Source organism: Methanolobus profundi (assembly GCF_900114835.1).
GTDB classification, from domain to species: Archaea; Halobacteriota; Methanosarcinia; order Methanosarcinales; family Methanosarcinaceae; genus Methanolobus; species Methanolobus profundi.
Window position 1 is genome coordinate 1 of record NZ_FOUJ01000005.1, and the last position, 15,704, is coordinate 15,704.

At 43.4% G+C, this 15,704-nt stretch carries 14 protein-coding genes, 1 tRNA gene and 1 rRNA gene; 12 read left to right on the forward strand and 4 right to left on the reverse strand.

Translation table 11 applies throughout. From position 1 onward, the window contains the following. Positions 1-44 precede the first annotated feature (44 nt). The 3 genes from BM008_RS11115 (at position 45) to BM008_RS11125 (ending at position 1,671) form a co-directional block, all read left to right on the forward strand. A tRNA-Cys gene (locus BM008_RS11115) sits at positions 45-116 on the forward strand. 29 nt (positions 117-145) lie between these two features. Continuing rightward, a 5S ribosomal RNA gene (rrf, locus tag BM008_RS11120) occupies positions 146-267 on the forward strand. Positions 268-531: 264 nt separating this feature from the next. Beyond that, positions 532-1,671, forward strand: coding sequence for a hypothetical protein (locus BM008_RS11125; RefSeq protein ID WP_091937011.1), 1,140 nt, complete (start codon positions 532-534; stop codon positions 1,669-1,671). Between the two features lie 96 nt (positions 1,672-1,767). Here BM008_RS11125 and BM008_RS11130 read toward each other — a convergent pair whose 3' ends face one another. Together BM008_RS11130 and BM008_RS11135 are read right to left on the reverse strand one after the other, a co-directional pair. Beyond that, positions 1,768-2,427 carry a potassium channel family protein gene (locus tag BM008_RS11130; RefSeq protein WP_091937013.1) on the reverse strand — a complete coding sequence of 220 codons (660 nt, stop codon included), beginning with the start codon at positions 2,425-2,427 and terminating at the stop codon, positions 1,768-1,770. Further along, positions 2,424-3,881: a TrkH family potassium uptake protein gene (locus BM008_RS11135; RefSeq protein ID WP_091937015.1), complete on the reverse strand. Its 1,458-nt coding sequence runs from the start codon at positions 3,879-3,881 to the stop codon at positions 2,424-2,426. Before BM008_RS11135 ends, BM008_RS11130 begins: the two co-directional genes overlap by 4 nt. Before the next feature lie 146 nt (positions 3,882-4,027). Here BM008_RS11135 and tgtA point away from each other — a divergent pair, with 146 nt between their 5' ends. The 8 genes from tgtA to BM008_RS11175 all read left to right on the forward strand — a co-directional run bounded on the left by tgtA (position 4,028) and on the right by BM008_RS11175 (position 12,816). Continuing rightward, the gene (gene tgtA, locus BM008_RS11140; protein ID WP_091937017.1) at positions 4,028-5,494 is read left to right on the forward strand and encodes a tRNA guanosine(15) transglycosylase TgtA; all 1,467 of its coding nucleotides are present in this window, start codon (positions 4,028-4,030) and stop codon (positions 5,492-5,494) included. 142 nt (positions 5,495-5,636) lie between these two features. Continuing rightward, complete coding sequence (locus tag BM008_RS11145) at positions 5,637-6,872, forward strand: rhodanese-like domain-containing protein (RefSeq protein ID WP_245748019.1); 1,236 nt, start codon at positions 5,637-5,639, stop codon at positions 6,870-6,872. Continuing rightward, complete coding sequence (gene egtD, locus BM008_RS11150; RefSeq protein ID WP_091937021.1) at positions 6,869-7,831, forward strand: L-histidine N(alpha)-methyltransferase; 963 nt, start codon at positions 6,869-6,871, stop codon at positions 7,829-7,831. The genes BM008_RS11145 and egtD overlap by 4 nt, the downstream gene beginning before the upstream one ends. Beyond that, a complete protein-coding gene (locus BM008_RS11155) occupies positions 7,798-9,009 on the forward strand; it encodes an aminotransferase class V-fold PLP-dependent enzyme (protein WP_245748020.1) in 1,212 nt (403 codons plus the stop codon). Before egtD ends, BM008_RS11155 begins: the two co-directional genes overlap by 34 nt. Beyond that, entirely contained in the window at positions 9,006-9,413 is a 408-nt protein-coding gene (locus tag BM008_RS11160; RefSeq protein WP_091937023.1) for a SufE family protein, read from the forward strand. The genes BM008_RS11155 and BM008_RS11160 overlap by 4 nt, the downstream gene beginning before the upstream one ends. A gap of 135 nt (positions 9,414-9,548) precedes the next feature. After that, a complete protein-coding gene (locus BM008_RS11165) occupies positions 9,549-10,493 on the forward strand; it encodes a UbiA family prenyltransferase (RefSeq protein WP_177188050.1) in 945 nt (314 codons plus the stop codon). A 16-nt stretch (positions 10,494-10,509) separates the two neighbouring features. Next, a complete protein-coding gene (locus tag BM008_RS11170; protein WP_091937024.1) occupies positions 10,510-11,667 on the forward strand; it encodes an NAD(P)/FAD-dependent oxidoreductase in 1,158 nt (385 codons plus the stop codon). Between the two features lie 3 nt (positions 11,668-11,670). Next, the gene (locus BM008_RS11175; protein WP_091937026.1) at positions 11,671-12,816 is read left to right on the forward strand and encodes a radical SAM/SPASM domain-containing protein; all 1,146 of its coding nucleotides are present in this window, start codon (positions 11,671-11,673) and stop codon (positions 12,814-12,816) included. An 87-nt stretch (positions 12,817-12,903) separates the two neighbouring features. Here BM008_RS11175 and BM008_RS11180 read toward each other — a convergent pair whose 3' ends face one another. After that, positions 12,904-13,764 (reverse strand): coiled-coil protein, encoded by an 861-nt coding sequence (locus BM008_RS11180; protein WP_091937028.1) that lies wholly within the window; start codon positions 13,762-13,764, stop codon positions 12,904-12,906. A 70-nt stretch (positions 13,765-13,834) separates the two neighbouring features. Beyond that, on the reverse strand, positions 13,835-14,452 hold the full coding sequence (serB, locus tag BM008_RS11185) for a phosphoserine phosphatase SerB (RefSeq protein WP_245748021.1): 618 nt from the start codon (positions 14,450-14,452) through the stop codon (positions 13,835-13,837). A gap of 412 nt (positions 14,453-14,864) precedes the next feature. On the opposite strand from serB, the gene BM008_RS11190 reads away from it, so the two are divergent. Beyond that, positions 14,865-15,686 (forward strand): F420-dependent methylenetetrahydromethanopterin dehydrogenase, encoded by an 822-nt coding sequence (locus tag BM008_RS11190; RefSeq protein WP_091937031.1) that lies wholly within the window; start codon positions 14,865-14,867, stop codon positions 15,684-15,686. The last annotated feature ends 18 nt before the right edge of the window (positions 15,687-15,704 follow it).

Genomic DNA, 15,704 nt, shown 5'->3' on the forward strand with positions numbered 1-15,704 from the left:
AAGTAAAGTATAAATGTAATGGATTCATTTGTGAATCGCTCATTGCCAAGGTGGCGGAGCGGCTACGCAATCGCCTGCAGAGCGATTCCATTCCGGTTCGAATCCGGACCTTGGCTTTACTTTCATCAACATTCATTTGAGTGAGTTTGGCGGCCATAGCGGCAGGGCAATTCCTGTACCCATACCGAACACAGAAGATAAGCCTGCCAGCGTTCCTTACTGTACTGAAGTACGAGAGTCTTCGGGAACTCTGGATCGCTGCCATCTCACTCATTTAACCTTATCTATTCTTTTTCTGGATTACAACTTTTAATATCAAGAGCTTTGAATTTGTAGTTTTTATCTTTTGCATAGACTCTACTTTTTAGTCGGTATTCTTTCAGATATTTTCCCTAATTCATTTGTAAAATCTGAAATAGACATGTTCTCAGTGAGTTTGGCGTACTTTTAGATACATCATTCAAAATATTCACTTTATTACTTACAATAGTATTTATCCATAGACATCCCATGTAAAATGGGGTTAATTATATGAAATATACATTTCAGGATTCTACAGAATTGCCTATTCAACGGGACTTCATAAAGGATATACAGGAATTTATTAAATTATCTAAAGAGGTACATCCACTTGAGAAAGCATCCCGTCTTCTCAATGAAGAGAAGAAAAAAGGTACTATATCGTTTGAAAATGAGGTCAAAGCCCTTGATGGGTTTGAAACCGGTATCACAAAAGCGATACAGGAACTAAACAAAAATATTGAAGGAATTGATATTACCGGTGTGATAGATGAGTCGGTCGCATCAATATCTTCTATTTGTTCCAAGAGAAAAACAGAACTTGGAAAAAAGCTTGAAGATAATGTGAAAACCGCAGATTTTGAACTTGATCAGTTAAGCACTAAAATTATGTCTCTTCTAAACTCTTTCTTTGAAGGCACGATCTATAATTCAACAGACACATATATACTTGAACAGGAAGACGGAAGTATCCGTGGAAAGCAGATCTCATTTGCTGAGAACATGGAATACTGGTTTGATTTGGATCTTAATTCAACCTCGCTGAAAGTAGAGCATTTTTATAAAAAATTCCATGTACCTATATGGGTTTCAGGCGGCTTATTACATCGGGAAAATAAGGTGAAGAACATGGATCTATCCGATCACCGCATTATTTCCATGGAATATGATGGTGACGAACACCTTGAAGCCCTACTAAAGGATGATGATTCCGAGCATGTCTTCAGAATAGTTGCTGATGAAAATACCTTCATGATATTCCATAATGATCATGACATAACTGTTGATGAGGAATTGGTCCAATCTCTGGAAGAAGAAGAAGTCCTGCTTCTTATAAAAAAAATGAAGCAATATTTTTTAGTGGCTGTTCAGTCTCGTGTACTTTCTAAGGTTTTGATCGACGGTAAAGATGCAATATCTGAGAACCGAGTATTTGATTGCCTTAAGATCATCGCTTCAAAGTATGGTGACTTGATCAATGAATGTCTCGATAAAGGCTATAATAAGGAAGAGATCACAATTAAGATCGAGCGTCCGGATGAAACCCGAACAGAAAAATATATCGCAAAAGCAGAAATTTTCAGTCAGCTCTCAGATATTGGTAGTGAAGGTCTTGAACTTGCAGATATAATGAACGTTGTAGAAAAATGATAATTGACCGAATGGTATTGTTTTATGACAAATAAATGAGTCTTTCTAGACCAATAGGTTTTGTTTTAATTCAGGGCACCTTCCTCCCTGAATTTCTCAATTTTCGTTCTTTCTTCCTAGTGCCTCATGTACATCCTTTATTAGATCTGCGTTTGTAACAATTATTACCTCATCTTTTTCCCTCAACTTAGGGTCTTTTTCTGCAAGGATGAATTCATTCTTACGGTAAAGTCCTATGAATGCACTATCTTCAGGCAGCGATATCTCTGATAGTTTCATATTGATGACATCTTCTGTGATAATAACGCCCATAAAACGAACATTGGAGCGGACCAGATTACTTAGTTCGATCGTATTTATTCCTCTTATCACGTCCGATATGTACCTGGACGATATGCTTGATGGATTTATCATATAATAGAATCCAAGTTTATTGGCAACGTCCATGAACTGTTTATCATCAATCTTGAGAATGATCTTACCCACCTTTGCATCCCTGGCGATCAATCCTATGAGAATATTGTTCTGATCATTGCTCGTACAGGCAACTATTGCATCGGCATTGGAAAGGTCTGCTTTTTCAAGGATGTCAGGTCTTGTCCCCTCCGCATTTATCACTGTACAATCCAGTGTCTCTGCCAGCTCTTTAGCTATTGCCTCATCCTTCTCTATAAGTATTACCTCTCTTCCCTGTTCTATCATGTTCTTTGTGAGCTGTATTCCAAGTGAACCTGCACCTACTATGATAACTCTCATATTTTCACCATCCTCTTATTTGTCCGTTTCCTTTTGAACCATGTTCCAGGCATGAATATCAATATCAATGGTATTATTTCGATCCTTCCGAACAACATGTCTATTATCAATACTGCTTTCAGTACAAATGGCATTGCAGCACTTGTAGTCCCTGCCGAAAGACCCACAGTGCTCAATGCGCTGGATACCTCGAACACTGAGCTGCTTGTATCAATTCCGTGAAGCATGAAAATGAATGCTGAGACGACCAGTATCAAAGTATAAAGTAACATGAAGGTCACAAGGTTGTATATCTCATCACTTTCTATTACATGTTCCTCTATCTTCATTGGAGTAATGTTCTCTTTTGGAAGGAACAATCTTAGAAGGACATTGTGGACCACCTTAAAAAGCAGAAGAACCCTGAAAACCTTAATTCCTCCTGCAGTTGAACCCATATTCCCACCTATCCACATCATGAATATCAATACAGCTTTCGATGCTTCTGATAATATGGACAGGTCAAATGTAGAGAAACCAGCAGTTGTGACCGCGGATATTATCTGGAAAAGGTTGTCTTTGATGACATTATATCCAAAGTTCTCCTTTGAAAGCGTAAAGGCAAACAAGACCGAACCAATAGCGATAAGTGCCAGAAAATATCTCAGTTCCTTGTTCCTGAAGAACTTCTCCGGCTTTTTCAACAGATATGGATACAGTACGAAACTCACTGCACCCAGAAGGCACGATATGCTGATGGCAGCAGGTATGAGATTCCCTTGATACGCACCAATGCTAGAGGCCTGTGTTGAGAACCCACCTGTTGAAACACAGCAGAATGCATGACATATTGAATCAAAGAGTGACATGCCGCTGAGAAGTAGCAGTATTATCGATACTAATGTTATGACAATGTACACCTTACCAAGTGTTCGTGTTGTGGATATAACAGTTGGTTTGATCTTCATGTCTCCATAATTGGCCTTGTATATCCGGTATGCTGTTGTTCCCGGGCTTATCAATACTGAAAGCACAACAAGGATTATTCCTATTCCACCGACCCACTGACCCCACGAACGGGCGAACAGGAAGACCGGTCCAACATCAGCAGGCGCAACACTGAGTCCGGTAGTTGTCACTGCTGACACACTTTCAAAATAAGCGTCGAATAACGTCATTCCAGTTGAGAGTGACATTGGTATAGCACTGAGAAATGCAGAGACAGGGAACACAAGGGCCACGATAACAAGTGCTTCTTTTGTTTCCAGTTCATACTCCGGTAAGGTTCTGTATATTATTGATCCGAGACCGAACGCTGCAACAGCGGTAGCTCCATAATATATTGCAGCTTCAATGTTGGAAAATAAAAGTGCAGCTATCATTGGTACGATAAGCACGAATGTAAAAGCTATGAGATAATATCCCATGTACTTGGCCACAGCCTTTGTGTCAACAGGGGTATGCAGCTCGTACATATCTAATAATGCTCACTGAAACATTATAAATTATATCGTGCAACATAGTGAATGACCCTTTGACCTTCCCTTATTTTGTCTTTAGATATTCTTCCTTGTTTTCCCGGGAGGAAGCTTAAATATATCTTAACCTCATCTACTGGCTCATGTCACAATTCGATATAATCCATAAGGATGCAGCAGGGCGTATCGGTAAGCTGACCACTCCCCACGGAGTGGTAGAGACCCCTACTGTAATGCCTGTTATCAATCCAAATCTCCAGACCATAAAACCCTCTGAGATGAGGGATTTTGGTGCTGAGATACTTATCACTAATTCATACATCATCTACCGTAAAGATGAACTAAGGGAAAAGGCACTGAAAGACGGTTTGCATGCATTGCTCGATTTTGACGGTCCCATAATGACCGATTCCGGTTCGTTCCAGTTATCAGTCTATGGTGAGGTAGAGGTTACCAACGAGATGATCATCGATTTCCAGCAAAAGATCGGTACAGATATCGGTGTTCCTCTGGATATCCCTACACATCCTGATGTCTCCTATGAGAAAGCAAAGGAGGATATGGATATCACTATAGGCCGTCTGAAAGCTGCAAGGGAACTTGTAAAAGATGGCATGCTTCTGGCAGGTCCTGTACAGGGTGCAACTTACAAAGACCTCCGTGAGGAATGTGCCCGTGAGCTTTCAGATGTTGGTTTTGATGTCTATCCATTCGGTGCTGTTGTTCCATTAATGGAATCTTATCGCTATGCAGACCTTGTTGATGTTATTGCATCTGCAAAGAAAGGTCTTGACCCGGTAGCACCAGTACATCTCTTCGGTGCAGGACACCCAATGATGTTCGCACTTGCAGTTGCTCTGGGATGTGATCTCTTTGACTCTGCAGCCTATGCACTTTATGCAAAGGACAGGCGCTACATTACTTCAAGGGGTACTTATCATGTGGATAAACTGAAGTATCTACCATGTTCCTGTCCTGTATGTATAGCTCACACAGCAGAAGAACTGAAAAAGGCACATAATTGTACCGATCTTCTTGCAAGGCACAACCTCTATGTGACATTTGAGGAGATGCGTGAGGTAAAGCAGGCTATATGGGAAGGTAATCTTCTGGAGCTTGTGGAACAGCGTTGCCGTTCCCATCCAAGAATGCTGGAAGCACTGAAACAGATGTACACATATTCCGAATGGCTGGAAGAGTGTGACCCTTCATCCAAGTCCACCTTATTCTACTGCGGACCTGAATCCTCAAAGAGACCTGAAGTACTGCGCTTCAATAAACAGCTTGAAAGACTAACGATCGAAGGTTCTGTGTTAATAAGAGCATACCCTACGAAAATAGACAAAGAGTATGACAATGTCCTGATGTTCAAGCCGCCATTTGGTTCCTATCCGCAGGAACTTGCAGAGGTCTATCCATTCAATGCAGAGGTTGTAAGGACCCCTGACTATGAATCACTTGAGACCGCTTATCAGAACACCATCAAGCTTGTGGAGCTAAACCCTGATGCAACCTATACTTTCCTTATGAAAGACACGTTCGAGCATCCTCTGGTTGAGAAACTCGCAGCGATGGATAACTTTACAGTTGTTCCACCAAAGAGCGACTGATCATTTTTATTTCATGTTACCCTGACTATATGTCAGGGACATTTTCATTTTAAAATAAAGACATTTGGAAATTTCTGCACCGAATATCTTTTAAGTGTAAAACTAATGTAATTTTATGGGAGTTATTTTTACTGATGAGCTATTGGAAAATATAGATAAATATCAATTGATCGATATACGGTCTGTTGATGCTTATAATGGATGGAAGGAGAATGGGGAGGCAAAAGGCGGGCACATAAAAGGTGCCAGATTGTTGCCTTACAAGTGGTTACATTATATTGACTGGATCGAGATAGTAAGGAACAAAAATATTCTTCCTGATGATCCTTTGGTGATCTATGGTTATGACCGGGCCAGGGCAGAGGAAGTTGCCAGGCAATTTGAGAGGGCTGGCTATCCTGATGTCTCTGTTCTCAACTCTTTTTCAGAATGGGTGGAAAAAGATTATCCAATGGATGATCTTGAAAGATACAGGCAGCTTGTTTCAGCAGACTGGCTGAACCAGTTGATCACCACGAACAATGCTCCTGAATATGACAATGACAGATTTGTCCTATGTCATGCTCACTACAGGAATCCCTCCGATTATGAAGAAGGCCATATTCCAGGAGCAATATCTATGGATACCAATTCTCTTGAATCCACAGAAACATGGAACCGTCGGTCTCCTGAGGAACTGAAGGAAACTCTGGAAAAAGCAGGTATAACTCATGATTCTACTGTGATCGTTTACGGGAGATTCTCCTTTCCGAACAATGACGACCCGTTTCCAGGAAGCAGTGCAGGTCATCTGGGGGCAATGAGATGTGCTTTCATAATGCTCTATGCTGGTGTAAAGGATGTTCGTATCCTTAACGGAGGTCTTCAGTCCTGGCTTGATTCGGGCTATGATATTACCAAAGTTCCGGTAAGCAACTTTCGTGTCTCTTTTGGTGTTGATATCCCTCAAAATCCGGGGATAGCTGTTGATCTGGAAGGTGCAAAAGCTATTCTGGCAGCTCCTGATAAGAATCTGGTGAGTGTCAGAAGCTGGAGGGAATATATCGGGGAGGTAAGCGGTTATAATTATATTGAGAAAAAAGGCCGTATACCAGGCTCGGTCTTTGGTGACTGTGGATCAGATGCGTATCACATGGAGAACTACAGGAATCTTGACCACACCATGCGTGAATATCATGAGGTCATGGAAAGCTGGGAGAAGATAGGCATTACTCCTGATACTCACAATGCCTTCTACTGCGGGACCGGTTGGAGAGGCAGCGAGGCTTTCTTCAACGCATGGCTTATGGGGTGGGACAAGGCAGCTGTCTATGATGGTGGCTGGTTCGAATGGAGTAATAATGACCTTCCATTTGAGACCGGGGTGCCTGAGCAATGATAATTGAAGATCTCATGCCTCGTACCGGGGAAAGTTCCGTAAAGGATAAACTGTTGGCCGGATTGAGGTCCGATCCAAAAACGATCCCTTCCGTGTTCTTCTATGACCATCGTGGTTCGGAGCTGTTCGAGCAGATAACACAGTTGGAGGAATACTACCCTCCCATGATAGAGATACCACTTCTTGCTTCGACCGCCCGGAAATTGGAACAGGACCTTAAGAACTGCGATATTGTGGAGCTTGGGAGTGGCGACTGCTCAAAGATATCCGTCTTCCTTGATGAAGTACCAGAAGATGTCCGTGCAACAATGACCTATTATCCGGTTGATGTATGCAAAGAGGCCATTGAGAAGTCTGCATGTAATCTCCATGAAAAATATCCTGAAATAAAGATACATGGGATCACAGCTGACTTCCTTGAGCATATGGAGAAGATTCCCGGAAACAGAAAAAGGTTCTTCTGTTTCTTTGGCAGTACAATTGGAAATCTCAGTGATGCAAGGTCAATGGAGTTCATGGAAAACCTTGGGGAGGTCATGAATGTAAATGACCGGCTGATCCTTGGGATGGATATGGTCAAGGATATCAGTGTCATTGAAAAGGCATATAATGATGACCAGGGTGTCACGGCTGAATTCAACAGGAATATACTGAACGTCACTAACGACCATCTTGGAACCGATATCAACCCTGCTGATTTTGAACATGTTGCTTTTTTCAATAGGGAATATTCACGGATAGAGATGCATCTGAGAGCAAAGAGGGACCTGGAGATCACGATACCAGAGTTGGATGAACATATCATCATTGAAAAAGGTGAGATGATCCATACTGAGAATTCCCATAAATATTCCGTTGATGATATCGTGAAACTGGCAGATGCCGGTGGACTTGATGTGGAGGAGATCTTCACTGATGAGAAAAAATGGTTCTCACTTGTGGAAATGGTGAAAAGATGATGGATGTCAAAAAGGATTTTCCTATACTTGAAAAAGAAGTATATGGAAAAAGACTGGTCTATCTTGATAACGCAGCAACGAGCCAGAAACCTAACTGCGTGATCGATGCTATTTCTGAGTACTACAGGTCCGATAATAGTAATATCCACAGGGGAGTTCATTACCTGAGCGAGGTCTCAAGTGAAAAGTATGAGCATGCAAGGAAAAAGGTCAGTGAGTTCATCGGTGCCAGTGATCCTGCAGAGGTGGCATTCACTGCAGGTACGACAGATTCCATAAATCAGGTGGCACGGTCCCTGGAGCCATCTTTGAGGGGAAATGAGGTCATTGTAACGGGTGTGGAACATCATTCAAATATCGTTCCATGGCAGATGGCAGGAGCGACATTAAAGGTGATCCCTATGGATGACGATCTCAATGTGCTTATAGATTCCATTGAAATATCGGACAGGACGAAATTGGTAGCTATCAGCCATGCTTCCAATGTACTTGGTTCGGTGAATGATATCAAAGCCATCTGCAGCATTGCAAAGGAACATGATGTTCCTGTTCTTGTGGATGCAGCCCAGTCAATACAGCATATGCCGATCGATGTAAGGGATATAGGTTGTGATCTCCTTGCCTTCTCCGGTCATAAGATGTATGCATCCACTGGTGTAGGTGTGCTTTATACAGGTGAGCGTTTCAGAGACCTGGTGCCAGCAAGAGGTGGTGGTGGTATGGTCGATAAAGTGACCATTGAAAGAACGACATACCTGGATCCTCCTTTACGATATGAAGCAGGAACTCCTGATATTGCAGGAGCTATAAGCATTGGTGCAGCCATCGATTATATGCAGAGAATAGGGATGGACAATATCAAAAGGCATGAGAATGAGGTCTATTCATATGCAAGGAAAAGGCTTCTGGAAATGGATGATGTAGCCGTTTACGGAAACACGAATGAGATGTGCGGTGCTATTTCGTTCAACCTTGATGGGATCCATCATTACGATGCAGGCCTGATAATGGATAAGATGGGAATCGCTGTAAGGACAGGTCATCACTGCGCTCAGCCACTGATGAGGATATTGGGTGTTGAAGGCACTGTGAGGGCAAGTTTTGCAATGTACAATACAAAGGAAGATGCCGACATGCTTATTGAAGGCATAGAAAAAGTGAGGATGATGTATTCATGAGCGACCCCATTCAGGATGAGATCATAAAAGAGTTCGACGGGCTTGAGTGGTTCGATAAGTATGAACTTCTGATCAATTCTGCCAGAAAGGCCGGGAGCATGGCTGAAGAGTTCAGGACCGAAGAGAACGCGATAAGTGGTTGCCAGTCAAAAGTATGGGTCAGAAGCTACACTAAAAACGGCAGACTGCTCTTCGAGTTCGACAGTGATGCAATGATAACCAAAGGCATCACATATCTTGTACTCAGAGTGCTCAACGACCGCTATCCTCAGGAGATACTTGACACTGATCTGTATTTCATTGAAGAGGTCGGTCTGAAGTCGAACTTATCCCCTGCAAGGGCCAATGGCCTGGCCTCTATTATTAAGAGGATAAGGGAGATCGCGGAGGGGGAAGCTTCTTAGAGTACTGCATATGTAAAAATTATCTTCAATGATAATTCTCTTTTTAAAAACCGAAACCGGGTTGATTTTAGCGCACAACCCTAATACTAATATACAATACCGGGGATTAGAACCTATAATCTATTGGTGATATACTTGGTTTCCACTTCAGGTTCAAAAACGAGAAATCCCTATCTGGAAATGTTGAGGCCGGAGATAGCGGATATGGATCTTGCTCTCCCTGCAGCAAGTGCTTTATTGGCCTCTTACCTCACGATAGGGGTACTGCCAGATCCTATACTGTTCATAATAGCCGTTATCGGAGGCTATGCAGCGATCACAAGTTCCTATGTGTTCAATGACTGCTGTGATGTCGATATAGACACGATCAACCTGCCGGACCGTCCACTTGTATCTAACAAGCTCAGCAGGGATCAGGCACTGAAGTACGCAGGTCTACTTTTCCTTATAGCCAGTGCGGCAGCCCTTTACCTAAATCCTGAATCATTCGTTGTTCTGGTCATCGCTGTAGTAACTATCAGTGTATACTCAAAGCTCGCAAAGAGAATGACCTTCCTTAGTTTTGTACCTGTGGGAATTGCTTACGGACTTGTACCAATTGGGATCTGGCTGGCTTTCGACCCTGCCGGAATTCTCAAAGAACCTTCCTACGGTTCTATCCTTCCGCTTCCTGCGATCTTCCTCGGTCTTATGATGTGTTTCACTGATTGGGGATTCACACTATCTGGTGTGGCAAGGGATGTAGAAGGCGACAGAGCAAGAGGTGCACCGACATTTCCGGTAACATTCGGTATTCCGGCAACATCAAAATTTGTGACCTTCATGTGGGCAGTAGGAATTATAGCTTCCATAGCCATTGGGATCACTGCAAAGATAGGTCCTATATACTTCGCAGGTGCACTGCTTGCAGGCGGCTGGATGCTTATCCAATCATTTGATTTTATAAAGAACCCAACAGAACAACGTGGAGGACAACTGTTCCTTCAGGGCTCCAGATATAGGGGCCTGATGTTCGGTTCTCTCATACTTGACGTAATACTTTGCATACTCGTACCGGCATATTCCGGTATCTTATGGTAACTTCACGAGGTTCAACATGGATGCAGATATCATTGTAATAGGAGCTTCCCCTGCAGGAGTAATGGCAGCAAGGAACGCATCAAGAAAAGGCTGCAAGGTCATACTTCTTGACAAAAAGGAAGCTGCAGGTGTACCAACACACCCTGCCAACACATTCTTTAAAGGAATGTTCGACCGTACAGGAGAGGAAGTGGACCAGAGCTATGTCATCAAGAACCTCAAAGGTGCCTACATCATAGCACCCTCTGGCAAGAACGTTATCTTCGAGGGCGATGCTTATTTCCTTGACCGTAAGAAGTTCGATGAGTTCTACATCGAGCAGGCAAAGGAAGCAGGTGTGGATGTTCGCTTCGGCATAGATGTTCTAAATGTTCTCAGGAAAGATGGCGGTTTCATAGTCAGCACTTCCAAAGGCAAGGCAAAGTGCAAACTCGTTATTGTCTCCGATGGTATCAATTCCAAGATAAGTGCTCTTCTGGGAATGAAACCTATCAAACATCCACAGGATATTGCCTGGTCACTGGAAGCTGAGATCGAGGCAGAAGGCATCGGTGAACCTGACCTTTTCGAATATTATGTGGGTAATCATGCACCAGGATGGAAATCCACATATTCACCATGTGGCGGTAACAGGGCAACTCTCGGTATGTATGTACGAAGGCACGGAATGGATGTCTCGGATTTCTTTGATGCATGGCTTGAGAAGTTCAAGGCACTGAAAGGGCTCGATGAGGTTAAGATAATCAGTAAGTCCACAGGGGGTGACCCCATAGTTGCTATTCCCGGGGAGATCGTGGCCGATGGTGTCATAATCGTAGGAGGTTCTGCAGCACAGTCTGGTATTGGATATGGAATGCATGCAGGACAGATGTGTGGCGATGTCGCAGCAGATGCGATAAAGAAAGGTGACACCTCTAAGAGGTCACTGTCAGAGTACAGAAGGGTCTGGAACGATGCCTACAGGACAGAATACTATCTTGGAAGGTTCGCTATGGAAACTCTCAGGAAAATGACCGATAAGGAGATCGATGGTATGATGGAGGTCTTTGAAGGTGAAGACCTGAAGGTACTTAGCGGAAGTCCTTTCAATCAGGCATTGCAAGTATCAAAGATGATACTGAAGAACAATCCTTCTTCGATCCTTTCATACAGAGCTGCATTCAGGTCGAAATGAACCATGAATAAGAAATATTACTTTTACCGGAACCCATTGTTCAAAGTATATGCCCAGATCGAGAACGATCGGGTGAAGATGAAGACCTCAGGTATCGCATCTTCGGTCATGGGTTCTTTTGTTTCGGATATGATGGAGATATTCGATGATACGAAACCATCAAAGGTTGAAAATGATAAACTCATCTATTCCACATGGATGCCTCCTATCCCCAGCAAGGCATTTGACAGGCTTGTATCAAGCCAGATGAGTGCTATGAGGGGTAAGTTCATTCCAGAGCAGATAACCATCTCTATCACAGAGGAATGTCCTAACAGGTGCCTTCACTGCGCCCTGCCGGACACTAAGAACAAGGCAAAGCTCGACCCTGAAGCTGTGAAGAGTGTCATAGATCAGACACAGGACATGGGTACCACACTTATCATCTTCGATGGTGGTGAGCCTTTGTTGTATGATGGGCTTGAGGACCTGATAAGCTATGTTGACCAGTCAAAGGCAATTCCAGGTCTTTTCACCTCTGGTGTGGGAATGACCCCTGAACGTGCACAGAGTCTCAAAAGAGCAGGTCTTTCAATGCTCAGTATAAGTCTTGATAGTGCTAACGAGGAAGGTCATGATCATATGCGTGGAAGGCCGGGAGTCTTCAAGGAAGCTGTCAATGCCATAAAATGTGGTCTTGATGCAGGTCTTCTTGTTGGTATCTATGTTGTCCTTTCTCCGAGGAATGTTGATGAGCTCGATGATTTCTATGAACTTGCAACAGAGCTTGGTGTACATGAGCTCTCTTTCTATGAGATAGTCCCTACCGGAAGATGGCAGGAACATGAGAAAGAGGTAGTTTCACCCGAAGGTCTGAAGAAGTTCGATGATTTCGTAGAACGTACTTCTACTGGCGAAGGTCCCCGCGTGTTCCCTATACCTCAGATAATCAGGAAAATGGGATGTTTTGCAGGAAGGAAATGGCTCCATGTCACTCCTGAAGGAGATGTTCTGCCATGTGCATGTATGCCAAAACCATATGGTAATATCCATTATGAGAAACTGGCAGCTATATGGAAGAAGATATACAAAGATCCTGTTTTCAACTCAGGTCCATGTCTTATGAGGGATACTGAGTTTAGAAAGATCCACCTTAAACTTGAACAATAACTGCGTTATGCACTTATTGGTCCTAATTTTAGTTTATAAAAAAACAGTTGAATGAGGGTGAAAACCACCCTCTGAATTTTGATTTGATTATTTCAGGAAACCTGATCTCTGGATCGCCATTAGGTTTTCCATGGTGAGCTTTTCGCCGGACTTGAACTTGTCCATGATGTCTTCTGCATCCTTGCGTGCGTCTGCTCTTGCAGCTTCCTTCTTTCCATCGACGTCTCCTCTCTTGAGCTTGCGGAGTTCTTTATCGATATCGCGGATCTCTTTCTGCGCTGCTATGAATAGCTTGTGCTGTTCATCAGCCTTTTCCTGGAATTGAACGAATTCTTTATGAGCTGAATCTGATTCTGCACGTACTTTGTCAGCCTCTTTGAAGGTGGTTATCATCTTGTCATGATATTCCTGGGCTTTCTGTGCAAATTCTGAAAGTGTATTATGGAACTCTGAAGCTTCATCCCTGATAGCCTGTGCATCTGTAAGCAGGTTCTTAAGCTCTTCATTTCCTTCAAGCTGCTGCTTCTTTACAACATACTGCTTCTGGAGTTCAGTGATCTTGTTAACCAGTTCTCTTTCCTTGTTGGTTGTGAGTACTTCTGTCTGCTGTGCGAATTCAAGCCTGTCGATCTCTTTGCGTATGTCTTTGATCGAAGGACCGCCAAGGTTGTTCTCATTGCGTATCTGGTCTATCTTAGCAAATATGTCGTTTGCCTTGTTGTTGACCTCGTCACGGAGTGCCTTGTTTTCCTTTACCTTCTCATTGTTCTCGTCACGGAGTACTTTGTATTCCTGAGCTTCGTTGATAAGGTCCTTGGTCTTCTTGTTCAGCTCATTACGCTTTGATGCAAGTGCACTTGCTTCTGCGTTAAGCTCGTTACGTTTTGTCTTGTATTCTTCGGACTGTGCTTTGAGCTCAGTCTTCTTGTCATTAAGTTCTTTGATCATTTCCTTATTGTCCTCCCGGTCCAGCAAAAAAGCTGGCATTTCATGCATTTCTAATGCACGATACTTGGCATTATTCCGAATCCAGAGACTGGATGACCGGTATAACTGCTTCTAGGTTCTTCTCAGTTATGACAATGTCTGCAAACTCGCGAAGGATCGGTTTGGAATTGAATGCTATTGCATACCTTGCCATTTTGAATATACATATGTCATTGGCGCCGTCACCAACCACTATACATTCATTTGGTTTGATCCCATACTTGCTTGCGATCCCTTCAAGAACGTGTTCCTTGGAACCCTGATCTCTAAGGGGACCTATGACCTCTCCTGTGAGATGTCCATTGTCTGTAAGAAGCTCATTTGACACTACATGATCCATTCCAAGTGTTTCACCAACACGCTCTGCAGCTATGGTGAATCCTCCGGAGATCATGGCAGTCTTGTATCCTCGGGATCTCAGGTAAGAGACCAGTTCTTTCGCACCGGGCATAAAAGGCATCCTGTCAAGTGCATCATGTGCCTTTTCCAGTGAAAGCCCTTTAAGCAGCCTAACTCTTTCCAGAAGCGCTTCGGAAAAATCTAATTCTCCGTGCATTGCTCTTTCAGTGATAGCGGCCACTTCGTCTCCCACTCCGGCGGCATGCGCTAGCTGGTCAATGGTCTCAGCATCGATAAGCGTGCTGTCCATATCAAAAACCACTAACTTTACTCTATCAGAATTATTGCTGGTACGATTCACTTCATCAAACCTGGAATTTGAATCCCGTATTGAAACAGTATTTAAGTGCCGAGATTGATGTGAGATACGTTACATTGCTTTTAAGGTTTTCGGGTAGGAACGTTTCACACCAGTGCTATTTTCTGAAAGTTGCGTAAGGAATTAAAGAATCGAATATTATCATCAAGATATCTTGGATATTTGCGCTATATGTTACTGTATCTGTGCGGCAGCGAGTACTTTTCATGTAAGGTTGAGCGGCGCTATCATATTTTCTCATTTTTCACTTCACTTTTGGTATATTTTCTCATTTTTGGATTCTAGCGGGCTCATTCCAAAAGTAATATATGCTACACTGCACATTGCACTACTGTGATTTTACATGGCAAAGATTGGATTCATAAAGCTAGGTAACTTAGGCATGAGCCAGGTGGTCGACCTCGTACAGGACGAGATCGCAGCAAGAGAAGGAATTACCGTTCGTTCTTTCGGAACCGGTCCTAAAATGGGCAAAGACGAAGCAGCAGCAACAGAAGAACTCAAGAAATTCGATGCTGACTTCTACGTAATGATCAGCCCAAATTCAAGCGCACCAGGTCCAACCGCAGCTCGTGAGATATACAAGGACGTTCCATGTATCGTCATCTCAGACGGTCCAACAAAGAAGGACGACCGTGCAGCACTCGAGGAAGCAGGATTCGGTTACATCATCATGACCGTAGACCCACTTATCGGCGCAAAGACCGAATTCCTTGACCCTGTAGAGATGGCTTCATTCAACTCAGACGCAATGAAGGTCCTTTCAACCTGTGGTGTTGTAAGACTCATTCAGGAAGAGCTTGACAAGGTCGCTGCAATGGCAGACGAAGGTAAGGAACTCGAACTTCCACACATCCTCGCAAAGCCAGAGAAGTGCATCGAGAGAGCAGGTTTCAACAACCCATACGCAAAGGCAAAGGGTCTCGCAGCTCTGCACATGGCTGATATGGTCGCAAAGATCAACTTCCCAGCATGCTTCATGATGAAGGAGATCGAGCAGGTCACCCTCACAACTGCAGCAGGTCACGAGATGATGCGCGCAGCAGCACAGCTGGCTATCGAAGCAAGAGAGATCGAGAAAGCAAACGACAGTGTCTTCAGACAGCCACACGCAAAGAAGGGCCACCTGATGACCAAGACAGCTCTCTACGAGAAGCCACAGTAAGTACCTCTAAGGTACTTC

Bases quoted from the DNA above. Each gene is read 5' to 3' on its own strand.
- BM008_RS11125 (WP_091937011.1), top strand. From the start codon at position 532: ATGAAATATACATTTCAGGATTCTACAGAATTGCCTATTCAACGGGAC.
- BM008_RS11130 (WP_091937013.1), bottom strand. From the start codon at position 2,427: ATGAGAGTTATCATAGTAGGTGCAGGTTCACTTGGAATACAGCTCACA.
- BM008_RS11135 (WP_091937015.1), bottom strand. From the start codon at position 3,881: ATGTACGAGCTGCATACCCCTGTTGACACAAAGGCTGTGGCCAAGTAC.
- tgtA (WP_091937017.1), top strand. From the start codon at position 4,028: ATGTCACAATTCGATATAATCCATAAGGATGCAGCAGGGCGTATCGGT.
- egtD (WP_091937021.1), top strand. From the start codon at position 6,869: ATGATAATTGAAGATCTCATGCCTCGTACCGGGGAAAGTTCCGTAAAG.
- BM008_RS11155 (WP_245748020.1), top strand. From the start codon at position 7,798: ATGGTTCTCACTTGTGGAAATGGTGAAAAGATGATGGATGTCAAAAAG.
- BM008_RS11160 (WP_091937023.1), top strand. From the start codon at position 9,006: ATGAGCGACCCCATTCAGGATGAGATCATAAAAGAGTTCGACGGGCTT.
- BM008_RS11170 (WP_091937024.1), top strand. From the start codon at position 10,510: ATGGATGCAGATATCATTGTAATAGGAGCTTCCCCTGCAGGAGTAATG.
- BM008_RS11175 (WP_091937026.1), top strand. From the start codon at position 11,671: ATGAATAAGAAATATTACTTTTACCGGAACCCATTGTTCAAAGTATAT.
- BM008_RS11180 (WP_091937028.1), bottom strand. From the start codon at position 13,764: ATGATCAAAGAACTTAATGACAAGAAGACTGAGCTCAAAGCACAGTCC.
- serB (WP_245748021.1), bottom strand. From the start codon at position 14,452: ATGGACAGCACGCTTATCGATGCTGAGACCATTGACCAGCTAGCGCAT.
- BM008_RS11190 (WP_091937031.1), top strand. From the start codon at position 14,865: ATGGCAAAGATTGGATTCATAAAGCTAGGTAACTTAGGCATGAGCCAG.